Source organism: Allobosea sp. LC85 (assembly GCF_000735605.1).
Taxonomy (GTDB): domain Bacteria; phylum Pseudomonadota; class Alphaproteobacteria; order Rhizobiales; family Beijerinckiaceae; genus Allobosea.
On record NZ_JPKG01000006.1, the window covers coordinates 495,297 to 509,300 of the forward strand.

General features: G+C 65.2%; 10 protein-coding genes. 3 read left to right on the forward strand and 7 right to left on the reverse strand.

Annotation, left to right across the window (positions count from 1 at the left end):
- The first annotated feature begins 116 nt into the window (after nucleotides 1-116).
- Entirely contained in the window at nucleotides 117-1,661 is a 1,545-nt protein-coding gene (locus FG93_RS03375) for a radical SAM protein (RefSeq protein WP_043231605.1), read from the forward strand.
- Nucleotides 1,662-2,046: 385 nt separating this feature from the next.
- On the opposite strand, the gene FG93_RS03385 is transcribed toward FG93_RS03375, so the two are convergent.
- From FG93_RS03385 to FG93_RS03400, 4 genes are all read right to left on the reverse strand, one after another.
- A complete protein-coding gene (locus FG93_RS03385) occupies nucleotides 2,047-3,318 on the reverse strand; it encodes a triacylglycerol lipase (protein WP_152579278.1) in 1,272 nt (423 codons plus the stop codon).
- Nucleotides 3,319-3,677: 359 nt separating this feature from the next.
- The gene (locus tag FG93_RS03390; protein WP_043231610.1) at nucleotides 3,678-6,095 is read right to left on the reverse strand and encodes a heavy metal translocating P-type ATPase; all 2,418 of its coding nucleotides are present in this window, start codon (nucleotides 6,093-6,095) and stop codon (nucleotides 3,678-3,680) included.
- A gap of 78 nt (nucleotides 6,096-6,173) precedes the next feature.
- Nucleotides 6,174-6,881: an HAD-IA family hydrolase gene (locus FG93_RS03395; RefSeq protein WP_043231957.1), complete on the reverse strand. Its 708-nt coding sequence runs from the start codon at nucleotides 6,879-6,881 to the stop codon at nucleotides 6,174-6,176.
- An 84-nt stretch (nucleotides 6,882-6,965) separates the two neighbouring features.
- Nucleotides 6,966-7,706, reverse strand: coding sequence for an AraC family transcriptional regulator (locus FG93_RS03400; RefSeq protein WP_043231612.1), 741 nt, complete (start codon nucleotides 7,704-7,706; stop codon nucleotides 6,966-6,968).
- A 242-nt stretch (nucleotides 7,707-7,948) separates the two neighbouring features.
- On the opposite strand from FG93_RS03400, the gene FG93_RS03405 reads away from it, so the two are divergent.
- Nucleotides 7,949-8,836 (forward strand): LysR substrate-binding domain-containing protein, encoded by an 888-nt coding sequence (locus tag FG93_RS03405; protein WP_043231614.1) that lies wholly within the window; start codon nucleotides 7,949-7,951, stop codon nucleotides 8,834-8,836.
- A 206-nt stretch (nucleotides 8,837-9,042) separates the two neighbouring features.
- Nucleotides 9,043-10,278, forward strand: a complete 1,236-nt coding sequence (locus FG93_RS03410; protein ID WP_161783765.1) for an MFS transporter — start codon at nucleotides 9,043-9,045, stop codon at nucleotides 10,276-10,278.
- Nucleotides 10,279-10,368: 90 nt separating this feature from the next.
- Here the strand turns inward: FG93_RS03410 and ggt are convergent, their stop codons facing one another.
- From ggt to FG93_RS03425, 3 genes are read right to left on the reverse strand one after another with little or no spacing between them, the layout of a single operon-like run.
- Complete coding sequence (gene ggt / locus FG93_RS03415; RefSeq protein ID WP_043231618.1) at nucleotides 10,369-11,961, reverse strand: gamma-glutamyltransferase; 1,593 nt, start codon at nucleotides 11,959-11,961, stop codon at nucleotides 10,369-10,371.
- Between the two features lie 21 nt (nucleotides 11,962-11,982).
- Entirely contained in the window at nucleotides 11,983-12,732 is a 750-nt protein-coding gene (gene nagB / locus FG93_RS03420) for a glucosamine-6-phosphate deaminase (protein ID WP_043231619.1), read from the reverse strand.
- Nucleotides 12,729-13,970, reverse strand: coding sequence for an ROK family transcriptional regulator (locus FG93_RS03425; RefSeq protein ID WP_052513308.1), 1,242 nt, complete (start codon nucleotides 13,968-13,970; stop codon nucleotides 12,729-12,731). Before FG93_RS03425 ends, nagB begins: the two co-directional genes overlap by 4 nt.
- Nucleotides 13,971-14,004: the final 34 nt, after the last annotated feature.

The window sequence follows — 14,004 nt, forward strand, 5'->3', positions numbered from 1 at the left end:
GTCTCTTCCCACCAATATCCGTTGGAGCCAGTTTCGACGCACCACAAAAGATCAAAACGATCGTCATTTGCGCCCATCTTCGGCCTGGCCGCGACAAACGGCGCTCGACGCATTTCATGCAACCTATCGCAGGCCTGCATATTGCTGCACTGATCGATGCAGAGCGATTTGATGTCGTGCTTTATCATGAAGACTGGCACGGCCCGTTCGACCCTGCACACTGCAGCAAGTACGACCTCGTATTCCTCACAGGGCTTCAGCCCGACTTCGATCGTCTGCGGCAGCTCTCCTATCATTTCAGGCGCAGCGGAGCGACGGTCGTCGCCGGCGGGAGCGTGTGCACGCTTTTTCCGGAATTCGCCCGGCAGTTCTTCGATGTCGTCTGCGCCGGCGGCGTCGATTGCGTCAGGGATGTCACCTCGGATTATCTGGCCGGTTCACTGCGCCCAATCTACCGCTCTCCGATTGCGCAGATTTCAGATTACACGGTCGATTACAGTCTTTTGCGCAAGAGCGGAATCAATCCGACCACGCATCTTGCCGAGACCTCCCGCGGATGCAGCTTCAAGTGCAGCTTTTGCGTTATCCCCTCGGAAGTGGGGGTGCATGTGAGCCATGGGCTGGCCAGCTTCAAGGCGTCGCTAGAAAGCGCGCTGGCATCGAGCCCCCGCTTCAGTATGCGCAGCTGGTATCCGATGGTCATGCTGCTCGACAACAATTTCTCGGACGACCGGGCCCATATGCTGGCTGTCTGCGAGCTCCTGCGCGACCACCCCAAGGTGCGGGGCTGGGGGGCGCTGGTCACCCAGAACGTCGTGCAGGATCGCGCGCTCATCGAGACCTTCGCCGCCTCCAAATGCGTCGGGCTGTTCGTCGGGATTGAATCGCTCGATGCGGGTTTCCTGCGCCGCTACAACAAGACCCAGAACCTCGGCCGGCGCCAGAATGTCATCGATGATGTCGCCTTTGCCGAGGGGCACGGCATTGCCGTCGGTTACGGCTATCTCTTCGATCCTCGCTACCAGACGGCAGCCGAGATGCAGCAGGCCATGGAAGCCATCGCCGAAAACCCGCTGATGCCGATGCCGACCTATCTCAGCGTCGTTGCTCCTCTCGCGGGAACACAACTCTTCTGGGAAGATCTGGAAAGCGGGCGCCTTGCTCCCAATCTTCGCTTCCGTGACCTGGACGGCGAGACAATCTGCTACGCGCAGCTTGCCGAACCGGCCCAGCCGATCGTCGCCTTTCTCGAGCGGATCTTCCGACGACCCTGGACCGTGGTCGGGCGCATGCGCATCCTGCTCAAGACCTTGCGGAGGCTTCGTCACAGCCGTTCGTTCAATCCGATGCGATGGTACATCATCGCATCGGCGAGCTTTCATTGCTTTACCTGGTCAAAATCCTCGCCAGCGCGGCCGCGCACCTATCTGGCCGGGAGCGACACGCTCGACCCGCAATATGGCGAACACCCAGATGATCTTACGGTCGAGGATCGCGTCCGCTATTTCGAGCCGATCGCGCTGACCGACGGCGACGGGAAGCCGAGCCTGTGGCTCATCCCTTATGCCGAAGCCCGCAGGAAGCCCAAGGCGACGGCACGATCTCTGCCGGTTTCGTCCCCCTCGGACGCAGGGATCGTCGCCATGCGGCCGGAGAAATAGCGCAGTATTCCCCAGGCTCACCTGCCTTTCGGCGTTGGGCCGGCTTTGCCCTTCGGAGCTGGAGAGCGCGGTCGCGGAACCTTGGAAGGGCCTCCCTCTCCCGGAGGCTCCCCGCCCTTCGGCATCGTCCCAAGCTTCTGGCTGGCGCTCTTGGGCGCATCGACATAGGCCCTGCCGATGAGCCCCTGCAGCTCAGGCAGACTGTATTTGGCGAGATACGCGAGCGTCGCAGTCCGGAGCTTCGTGCTGTCTCCGACGGCCTCCGCCTGGGCAGCCTGAAGACCGTCCAGAAACCTGTTGAGCTCGTCCCGGGAGGCTCGCAACGGAGGCGGCGGCGGAGACTTTGGCTTGCGTGTTCTCACGGCCATGACCGCACCTCGCCGAACTACTGCATGATGTTGAGAATCTGTGCGCGGATCTGCGGGCTCAGCATCAGATCCATATGCTCGAAGCCGTCCCGGTCGATGTCTCCGGTCACGGTCCGCACATTGGCCGCCAGTGTCGAGACCAGACGCGCGGACCAGGCCGGGATCACGCCGTCTCCCGGGCAATAGGAGTGATCCACGATGGGTGACGGATCGGAGTTCGGATCGAAGGCGGGGTCGATCCAGTCCCATGTCTGCTCGTGGGTCGTCTCGTTGACGGTCCTGCCATTGCGCTGCTGAATGCCACGGATGTTGTAGAACTTGCTGTTCGTGGCCGCCCCGAGCGGCAGCGCCACCTTCTCATAGATCGATTTGCCCCGGTCCAGGGCGACATGGCTGAAGCCCCAGTTCTCGGGATAGCGCACCTGGGTTCCGTTCTTCTGGGGATTGTATGGATCGGCGAGCGAGCCGGTATCGTGATCCCTGACCGGATATCGCGACAGGGGAAATTTCGGATCAGAGGCCAGCGCCGCCTGATCACGCTGGAAGGTCGCCTGGTCCAGGTAGAGAAGCGTGTATGGCCCCGGCAGCGACGAGATCAACTGGGTCAGATTTCTCGGATCATAGGACCATGAGAGCCTGTCCAGATCGGGGTCGCCCTTGAAGTAGCGATTCAGTTGCCCGGCATAACCATAAAACGGCGACCCGACGCTGATCGCTCGCCTGACCGCTGCGACATGCGAGCCGCCCTGGTTCAGGACCAGCTTCACGACCATGCCGCCGAAGCTGTGCCCGATCAGCGTCACATCGGCGAAGGGATCGGTGCCGCATTCGGTACGGACCCGCTGGCGGAACTTCGGCACGAAACTCTTCAGGAAGAAGCGCGCCACAAGCTCGGGATCACGCCGCCAGTCCCAGCCAAAGACGAACCAGTCGAACCTCCTGGATGTGCACCAGCTCAGAAAATCATCGTAGGGGACCAGCATCGGAGGAAACCGGACGCAGCCATCGGCGATCACGAAATGCCGGCCCGCGTCGTCATCGCCCTTCATCTTGAGGAGTAGCGCCCCACCGGTCAGGATCGGGCAATCGAGCCAGATCAGGTTGTAGAAATAGGGCGTATTGCCTTGGGACGTGGTCGCCCATTTGATGCTGGACCCCATGCCTCCCGGGAACAGGATGACCGTCTTGCGCCGCGCCGGTCTGTGCTGCCTGTAGCGCGCGATGAACTGTGAAATCTGCTCGTCGAGCTGCGCGAGCTGTTCCTTGTCACGGTCAGCGGCGTAGCTCATATCGCCTCCGGTCGAGAACGCTCTCACATTCACGGGCAAGGCAGGCTGGCCAGTCCGAGCGACAGGCCGGACCGGATGGGGCAACAACGATGCGACCATCGAAAGCCGCAGCCGCAACGACAGCATCTCTCAAACGACTGAGGCAGGCAATGCTGGACTGACGCTGCGGGATGCTGCCCTCAAATCCGGACCACGAACTCAAGGCTGAACCAAGAAGGGGAACAGCGCCCGCCGCTCTGGTGCGTTCCGGCAGGAGGACATGATCGACCGTGCTTGCGCGCCCTCTCCGGCGCTCGCCATCGGCAAGTCCCGCCCGCGAGCCGTGGCGGGGATACGCCCGCACGGCCGGATCGCATCGGTCACAACGTCACCGCCCGCAGCCGCGCGGCATTGGCGATCACGCTGACCGAGGACAAGGCCATCGCCGCAGCAGCGATGATCGGCGACAACAGCAAGCCGAAGATCGGATAGAGCACGCCTGCCGCCACCGGAACGCCGAACGCGTTGTAGACGAAGGCGAAGAACAGGTTCTGCCGGATGTTCCGCATCGTGGCCTCAGACAGACGCCGGGCGCGCACAATCCCGGTCATGTCACCCTGGAGCAATGTGACGCCGGCGCTCTCGATGGCGACGTCGGTCCCGGAACCCATCGCGATGCCGACATCGGCGGCAGCCAGGGCCGGCGCGTCATTGACGCCGTCGCCTGCCATTGCGACCACGCGCCCTTCCCGCTTGAGCTTCGCCACCACGGCGCTCTTGTCCTCGGGGAGAACCTCGGCCTCGACCTCGGCGATGCCGAGCCGGCGGGCAACGGCTTGCGCCGTGGTGCGGTTGTCGCCGGTGAGCATGACGACACGGATGCCTTCAGCCCGCAGCGCCGACAGAGCCTGCGGCGTCGACGCCTTGACCGGGTCGGCAATGGCGATCACGCCTGCCGGCTTGCCATCGGCGCCCATGAAGATCGCCGTCGCACCATCCCTGCGCAGTTCGTCCGCGATCTGGACGAGGCTCGACACATCGACGCCGTGCTCGGCCAGGAAGCGATCATTGCCGAGCACGATCCGCCGCCCCTCGACCGTTCCCAGCGCTCCCTTGCCGGTCGGTGAATCGAAGTCCGCCACCGGCGCCGTCGTAACGCCTTTGGCTTCGGCGGACGTAACGATCGCAACCGCCAGGGGGTGCTCGCTCGGCCGCTCCACGCTGGCGGCAAGGCGCAGGATGTCGGCCTCGGAAAATCCCGGTGCCGGCCGGATCGCCGTAACCGCCGGCCGCCCCTCGGTGAGCGTACCGGTCTTGTCGACGACGAGCGTGTCGATTTTCTCCATCTGCTCAAGCGCCTCGGCGTTCTTGATCAGCACGCCAGCCCGGGCACCCCGCCCGACACCGACCATGATCGACATCGGCGTCGCAAGGCCGAGAGCACAGGGACAGGCAATGATCAGGACCGAGACCGCGGCCACCAGTCCGAAGGCCAGGCGCGGCTCCGGCCCCCAGATGGCCCAGGCGGCAAAGGCGAGCATGGCAATGGCGATGACGGCCGGCACGAAGTAGCCCGACACCTGATCGGCCAGGCGCTGGATCGGCGCGCGGCTGCGCTGGGCCTCCGAGACCAGCAGGACGATCCGCGCCAGCATGGTGTCGCGCCCGATCTTCTGCGCCTCGATGACGAGACCGCCGGACTGATTCATCGTGCCGCCGATCACGGCGTCGCCGACGGTCTTGGTCACGGGCATGGATTCGCCAGTCACCATCGATTCGTCGACCGCACTCCGGCCGTCGACCACTGCGCCGTCCACGGGCACTTTCTCGCCAGGCCGAACCCGCAGGCGATCCCCCAATTGCACCGTATCGAGCTGGACTTCCTCCTCGGAGCCGTCGGCATTCAGACGCCGAGCCGTCTTCGGGGCGAGATCGAGAAGCGCGCGAATGGCGCCGCCCGTGCTTTCCCGCGCGCGCAGCTCGAGCACCTGCCCGAGCAAGACCAGCACCGTGATGACGGCCGCCGCCTCGAAATAGACCGCGACCGAGCCGTCATGCCCGCGGAAGGCCGGCGGGAAGATCCCGGGCATCAGCGTCGCCACCACGCTGTAGACCCAGGCAACGCCTGTTCCCATCGCAATCAGGGTGAACATGTTGAGGTTGCGGCTGGCCAGCGAATGCCAGCCGCGCTCGAAGAACGGCCAGCCAGCCCAAAGCACCACCGGCGTCGCCAAGGCGAGCTGGATCCAGTTGGAGAGGTGACGCGGAATCATGTGGTCGAGGTCGAGCAGATGTCCGCCCATTTCCAGGATCGCAACCGGGAGGGCGAGAACGAGGCCGATCCAGAAGCGCCGGCTCATGTCGATCAGCTCGGCATTGGGCTGCGCTTCGGCCGTCACCAGGACCGGCTCCAGTGCCATGCCGCAGATCGGGCAGGAACCTGGTCCGACCTGTCTGATCTCGGGGTGCATCGGACAGGTATAGGTCGCGCCATCCGGCGGGATATCCGCCGCTGTAGCTGCCTTTGGATCGGCGTAACGTGCTGGGTCAGCCTCGAATTTCGACTGACAGCCCGAGGAGCAGAAATAATAGGGCCGGCCCCCGTGCTGCGCGCGGTGTGTCGTTTCGTGCGGATCGACCGCCATCCCGCAGACAGGGTCTTTGGCCTGCCCCTCGTTCGTCTTCCCGGTGACATGGTGCCCGGCATGAGCACCATGTCCGCGGTGGCCATGGTGCTCGGCATGGCCCGCATGGGTCTCGTGGCCACCGTGAGACGTCTCTTTCGGGGCATTCGCCATGATGTTCCCTTGCACAATCCGGCCGCGATGGCGGCGGGATTGTGCAACCTTCCATTGTGGGAAGGTCAAGCAGGCCCGTCACCGCTCCGCAGCATGCGCTTCGCAGAATTCCGCCAGGCTCCGGTAGGTCCAGGCCGGACGCGGCATATCCTTCGGCGACAGCGTCGCGCCGCCGCCCTCCTTGTCATGGCGGCGGTCGATCCAGGCGCTGCTGATCCCCATCGCACTGGCCGGCACGTGGTCGTGAAACAGGCTCTGCGCCACGTGGAGAATCTTGCCCTTCTCCTCGCCGACATGGGCCAGTATGTACTCGAAATTGGCGAGCGACGGCTTGTAGGAGCCGATATCCTGCGCGGTGAAGCGGAGGTCGAACTCCGTGCCGAGCAGGGCCGCGCTGCGGCCAAGGCTCGCGCGATCGACATTGGAGAGCACGACCAGGCGATAGTGCCGGGCCAGATATTGCAGAGCCTCACGACTATCGGCGAAGGCCGGCCAGCTCCCGACCGAAGCACCAAACTCCCGCGCCGCCTGCTGATCGGGCGACGTGCTGAAATGCCTGGCGAGGTCGCCATGCACGCGCTCCAGAATCTCGGGATAGAGCAGCCGCGGCTGCTCAGCCTCCCACTGGCTTTCGAGCCGGGCAAACTCGGCGAGCAGGTTGTCGTCACGGACGGCAATCCCCCTGGCTTTCAGCCAAGGCTGCAGTTGCGCCAGCAGACCGGTCTCCCAGTCGATCAGGGTGCCGTAGACATCGAAGGTCAGGGTGGTGAAATCGCGCAGCTTCATGGCCGTCTCCATCATCTCTCTGGCGATGGTCATAGACCTGCGGCGATTCCCGCTCTTGTCCCGATCTCCAAATCTTTGGGCTCACTATCCACGTCGCAAGGCCGCGGGTGTGGTCGAGCGCCGATGGCGCAGACTTCGCGTCAGTGCACTTTGATCGCTGAACCCGACGGCGAGCGCGATCTCGGCGAGCGGGCGCCGGGTTTCGCGGATCAGCCGCTCGGCTTCCCGCAGGCGCAGATCGGCCAGATAGCGCCCCGGCGGCATGCCGATCCAGCGCTGGAACAGCGCGTGCAAGCCGCTGACCGACACGCCCGCGGCAACGGCGAGTTGCTGGACCGTCAGCGTCGCATCATAGCCATCGCCGAGCAGCGAGACCGCACGCTCGAGCGCTGGCGGCCAACGCAGCCGATCGCCAGCCCGTTCCGCGACCGCCTCGAGCAACATGCCGCCGAGCCGGTCGAGCAGGTCTGATCGGCGCGATGGCGCTGCCGCATCATGGGCGATGTAATGCGCGAGATGCCGCAACCCGGCGTCCAGTGCGTGAAATGGTTGGGCCTCCGCCTGTTGGACGAGGCGGTCCGGCAAACCAAAGAAGCCCGCTCCAGTCGGAACATCGAGCACGACGAAACGGCCATGCTGCGGGGTGGTGAAGCGGTGGGGGGCCTGCGAGGCGACAATCACGAAGCGGCTGTCATCGACGATGCCATCCTGCCCCGCGATGCGCATCTGCATGGTGCCATCGACGGGCACGACAATCTGATGCCAGTCATGAGCGTGCTCCGTCTCATGCGGCGGATAGGATCGTAGCGACAGGACCGGGCGCATCCGCAGCCTCCCCACTCGAAGTTCCGTGCCCGAAGTTTGGCTCCCCGGGCAGCGCCGGCATGAGCAGGGCAAGGTGGGCGGAGAAAGGCAGCTTCGCAACCGCCATTCGACGGAAGGCCGAGGCAAATGGGCCAGTCCCGGGGCGCGCCTCCCGGCCTTCTCAGGTCAATTCATGGACCTTGCCACGGCAATCGCCCATAACAGAATCGAAAGTCCACCTGAGTGGATGATGAGATCGCCCGATGCTCAATCTCAACGACCTCCATCTCTTCGTCCAGGCCGTCGACAGCGGCGGCTTCGCTTCGGCCTCGCGCCGCCTCGGCATGCCCAAATCGACGATCAGCAAGCGCGTCGCGGAGCTTGAAGCCAGTCTCGCCACACGGTTGATTCACCGGACATCGCGCAGCTTCGCGCTGACTGAACTCGGGCGCGACTTCTACGAGCATGCGCGTGCCGCGCTGATCGAGGCGGACGCTGCCGAGAGCATCGTCCGCCGGCGCCAGGCCGAGCCCAGCGGCACGGTGCGGGTCACGACTTCGGTTCCAACCGCGCAGCTCTACCTGGCGGAGCGCCTGCCCGCGCTTGTGGCAGCCTATCCGAAGCTGACGGTGCAGCTTCATGCCACCGATCGCTTCGTCGATCTGGCCCAGGAGGGTTTTGACATTGCAGTGCGCAGCCATTTCGCGCCGCTGCCGGATTCAGGGCTCGTGCAATTGCAGGTCGCCACAGAGACCATCATCCTGGTGGCGTCTCCGGGCTATCTCAGCCAGCGGAGTACACCCACCGTACCGGGCGATCTGAGTGAGCATGACGGGCTCCTGGTCGACTCGTCCGCCAAGATCTGGCGGCTGCGCGACAGCGGAGGCAAGGAGGTGCTCGCCACGCCCTTCGGGCGCTTCATCGCCGACGAAACGCAGATATTGCTCGGAGCCGCCAAGGCCGGGCTCGGGATCGCGTGCCTGCCGGAGGTCGCCTGCGGAAGAGCCATCGATGCCGGCGAAATCATGCGTGTCTTGCCGGACTGGACAGCCGGCACGGTCACGACCTCGATCCTGACGACACATCGGCGCGGGCAGCTCCCTGGCGTCCGAGCCGTCGTCGCGTTCCTGGCAAAGGGGCTGCGCGCCTAGCCCTGGACATGCCGACAGCAGAATAATCCGGCCGTCAGGAATAGTTTTCCCAAGCGAAGCGTCGGTCGCGATGTTATTCATCTCCGGCATTCGCCCCGAATCAGCCCGCCTGACGAAAATAGTTCGATGAGGATCGTCGCCCCGGCCGCCAGGTCTTCGCTGCCGCAGCTCCGTGAAGAGCCGCTCGCCGACGGATGGACAGGTTGGTGACGGAGAAAAGCCAGACGGGATCTATCGCTGCCCTCGGCGCGATCGTCACCGGCGCCCTGATCCTGCAGATCGCAAGCACGATCATCCATACGGTCGTACCGCTGCGCCTGGCGGTCGAAAAACAGCCCCCTCTCCTCATCGGCATCGTCGGATCCGCCTATTCGCTCGGCTTCCTGCTCGGCTGTTTCGCCATCCCCACGCTGATCCGGCGTATCGGCCATATCCGCGGCTTTGCGGTCTTTGCCGCGGTGCAATCGGTGCTTGCCCTGAGCTTTCCGATCATGCCGGTGGAATGGTGGGGCGTCTCGCGCTTCATCATGGGCGTGGCCGCGGCCGGGCACGGCATCTGCATCGAAAGCTGGATCAGCGGGCAGGCACCCTCGAGCCATCGCGGCCGGATCTTCGGCGCCTACCAGATCCTCAATCGTCTCGCGCTGATCGGCTCGCAGATCGGGATCGGCTATGTCGCAATCGAATCCCACGACATCTTCCTGATCGCGAGCGCCGCCTTTTCGCTGGCGCTCATCCCGGTCGGGCTGACACGCACGAGGGCGCCAGAATCGCACGAGCTCGTCTCGGTCAAGCTGAAGACGCTCTGGCTTCAGGCCCCGGCCGCCGTCGTCGGCTGCCTCTATGTCGGATTGATGGGTGGGGTGCTGACCAATGTCGCCCCGGCCTATGGCATCCTGATCGGCCTCGACCAGCAATCGGCCATCCTGCTGACCGCCTCGATCCAGATCGGCGCACTGATCCTGCAATGGCCGATCAGCCTGATGGCGGACCGGATCGACAGCCGCATCATCATGCTGGGTGCAGCGACGATCGTGACGTTGGCTGCTGCCGCGCTCGGCGCCGTGCTTTTCGCCAATGCCCCGCACGCCAAGCTCTGGTCCTACACGCTTTTCGCGCTGATCGGTGGTTGCAGCGTTGCGCTTTACACCGTTGCGGTGACCCATGCCTATCTCAGGCTGGGACAGGATCAGGCGGTCGGTCTTTCTGCCGGGCTGCTCTTCCTGTGGGGGACCGGCGCGGCCATCGGCCCGATCGTCGCCACCGGCTTCATGCAAGTGTTCGGGCCGCAAGCGCTGCTGGCCTATCTCGGCCTGCTTTCCGCCAGCCTTGTCAGTTATCTCGCAGTGCGCCTGTTGAAAAAACCGGCGGCGGCAAGTCTCGGCTCCGAGCGCAGCGCGCGGCCACCGTCCATGCCGGATATCGGGCCACGACCGCGATAGGAAGTCCTTGCAGAGTGGCCCGCCCGTGTCAGGCGGGCCCTGTTCATATCATGTCCGCCGAACGCGTTCAGCGCGCCGGCGGTGTCAGGCTCAGTAGCCGAGCGCCATGCCATCCTTGCGCTGATCGGAGCCGCCGAGCAGGACGCCCCGCGCCTCGTCGATCCAGATGGCCTGGCAGCCCCCAGTCGGCTCCGGCAGCACCGAGACATCGTGGCCACGGGCGGCGAGATCGGCCCGGATCTCGGGGCCGATCGTCGACTCGACCGTGAGCTTGCCCTCGGCGACGAAGCTGCGCGGACGGTCGGCCGCCTGCTGCGGGTCGTCGCCACGATCGAGCATCGAGGACAGGACATGAGCGTGGCCGGTCGCCTGATACTGCCCGCCCATCACGCCATAGGTCATCTGCGTGCGGCCATCCTTGGTCAGCAGCGCCGGGATGATGGTGTGGAGCGGGCGCTTGCGTGGCGCGATGGCGTTGGGATGCCCCTCGATCAACCGGAAGCCGGCGCCACGGTTCTGCAGCATCACGCCGGATTCAGGCGCATAGATGCCGCTGCCGAAGGCCCAGAACAGCGAATTGATGAAGGAGACCGCGTTGCGATCGCGATCGACTACGGTGAGATAGACCGTGTCGCGATGCACCGGCATGTCGTCGTCGACGGCCGGTTGCGCCCGCTTCATGTCGATCCGGTCACGCAGGCGGCCGATGAAGGCATCCGACAGCACCTGCTGCACATCGACAGGCGCAAAGGCCGGATCGGCAACGATCAGGTCACGCTGATGATAGGCTGCCTTCGTCGCTTCCGCGAGCAGATGGATACGATCGGCCTCGCTGACGCGCCCTTCCGCGAGATCGAAGCCCTCGAGGATGCGGGCGATGATCAGAGCGGTCAGCCCCTGCCCGTTCGGCGGGCATTCATGCAGGCGATAGCCGCGATATTCGGCCGAGATCGGCTCGACATAGTCGGAGGTCTGGCCGGCAAAATCATCCGCGACATGCAAAGCGCCGTTGCGGTTGAGGACAGAGACGATTTCGTCCGCCACTTGCCCGCGATAGAAGGCGTCGCGTCCTTGCTGGCCGAGCCGGCGCAGTGTCCGCCCGAGCGCGGGATGGGTCATGCGATCGCCGACCCGGGGGGCTTGGCCACCGGGCAAGTAGACAGCCGCCGCCCCCTCATATTTTCGCAGGCGATTGGCGTAGATCGCCCAGTCATGGGCGACGCGCGGCGTCAGCAGGAAACCATCCTCCGCCGCCTTGATGGCAGGTTGCAGCACTTCCTCCAGGCTGAGGCGGCCATGGTCAGCCGAGAGCCGGCACCAGGCATCGGCCGCGCCGGGAACCGTCACGGCATGGGGTGAATTATCGGCGATCGACGTCATGCCCTGCTCACGGAACCAGGCCAGCGTCGCCGCCGCAGGCGCACGCCCGGAGCCATTGAGCGCGATCGGTGCCTTGCCGGGCTGGGCATAGATCGCGAAACAGTCGCCGCCGATGCCGGTCATGTGAGGGTCGATGACACCCTGCATCGCGACGGCAGCGATCGCCGCATCGATCGCGTTGCCGCCGGCCTTCAGGACACCGAGTGCCGCCAATGTGGCCGCTGGATGGGAGGTTGCCGCCATCCCGTTCTCTGCCACCGCCAGCGAACGCCCCGGCCTTGTGAAATCCCGCGTCCCGAACATGGTCGTCTCTTCCCTTTGTCGTCAGCTCAAACCGGCTGCTGCTGCGCGGTCGCATAGCATGATCGCGTCGCGATGTGTCCTGAGGATCGACGCAGGGCAGGCAGGATCGAGCGGCCCCTTGACCGCTCGGGCCACAGCCGTCGCCTTCCCCGCTCCGGTTGCGATCAGGATGATCCGGCGCGCCTCCAGAATCGTCCCGATCCCCATGGTGATGCCGAACTCCGGCAGCGTCTCGCCTCCGGCGAATGGGCCCTGGTTTGCTACCTGAGTCGATGCCGCGAGCGAGACCAGCCGCGTGCGCGAGGCGAAATCCGAGCCGGGTTCGTTGAAGGCGATATGGCCGTTGGAGCCGATGCCGAGCAGTTGCAGGTCGATGCCGCCGGCGGCTGCGATAGCGGCTTCAAAGGCTGCCGCCTCGCGAGCGAGATCGGACGCGTTGCCGTCTGGCATGAAGATGCGGGAGCGATCGACATCGACCTTGTCGAACAGTGTCTCGTTCATGAAACGCGGGAACGAGGCCGGGTGCTGCATCGGCACGCCGACATAGTCGTCGAGGTTGAAGCTCGTGCTCCCGGCAAAGGAGACCCGCCCGTCGCGATAGGCCTGAACGAGTTCGCCGTAGACGGGGCGCATCGTCTTGCCCGTTGCGAGGCCAAGCACACTCGAGGGCCGTGACGAGAGCTCCGCCACGATTCTGTTCGCAGCCTCCGCGGCGACGGCGGCGGCATCGTCGAGCACGACGAGGCCGGGGGCAGTGACATGGACGTTCATGCTGTCTCGGTCGCCTTCCCGGCGGGGAGAGCGAAGTCGCTCTGGAGGCTGGTCAGGCCGAACAGGCTGTCATGGATTCGTGACAGCGCCGTGCCGACGGCCCCGACGAGGGTCGCGCGGCTGCCGAGCGCGCTCGGCTCGATCCGCAGGGCTCCTCCCAGATGCCGGGCGACGAGCGCGCGCAGCCGCGAGATCAGTTCGTCGCGCACGCCAATGCTGCCACCAAGCACGATCAGTTCAGGATCGACCACGGCGCGGATCGCCATCATGCCCTGGACCATGACACGCGCCGTCTCGTCGAGCGTCGCGATGGCGGCCTCCTCGCCCTGCGCGAGCTGCGCGAAGACACCGCGCACATCCTCGGCCATGCGGCCGCCGAAGCCGCGGTAGCGCTGCAGGATGGCTACGCTGCCGATCGCGGTCTCGAAGGGGCCATGGAACTGGCCGCGCGAGTCGAAGGGATCACCACCAACCGGCAGAAAGGCGATCTCGCCGGCAGCCCCGCTCGCTCCGCGGGCAAGGCGCCCGTCCAGAACCAGACCCATGCCGATGCCGGTGCCCATGGCAATGAAGGCGAAGTTGCGGACATCCTTGCAGCAGCCCTGCCATTGCTCGCCCATCGCTGCGAGATTGACGTCATTCTCGATCACCACGGCACAGCCGAGGCGGCGCTCGAGCTCGTCTGCCACCCGGATACGGTCGAAGCCCGGAATGTTGGGGGCAATCTCGATCTTGCCCGAGCGCGGATCGACCACGCCCGGGCTGCCCATGGCGGCGCAGCGCAGCCCGCCCGGAGCGAGCCCGGCCTTGCGCGCCAGCCGCTCAGCCAGCGCACCGATCTGCTCGACCACCGCAAGGCCGCCACGCGAATCCGTCGGCTCCATCTCCTCCGCGACGATCGTACCCACCACATTGGCAAGAGCGGCGTGGATCTTGGTGCCCCCAAGATCCACGCCGAGCACGAAGGCGGCGTCCTGCTGGATCTCGTAGGTCACAGCACTTCGTCCCACCGCGCCCTGCGTCTGCCCGCGCACACGCAGCCAGCCGCCATCTTCCAGCGCTCGCACCACCTCGGAGGTCGTCTGCTTCGACAGACCGGTGATGCGCGCCAGCTCGGCACGCGAAATCGGGCCGCGATGCAGCACCGCCTCAATCACCGAGCGCACCGACATCTGGCGCGCAACCGGAGTGGAGTAAGCCTCGGGGCGAGGCGGATCATCCGTCAATTCGTCAACCATGCGAACTAATAACGGATCGTTCTTGCCAGTTGTC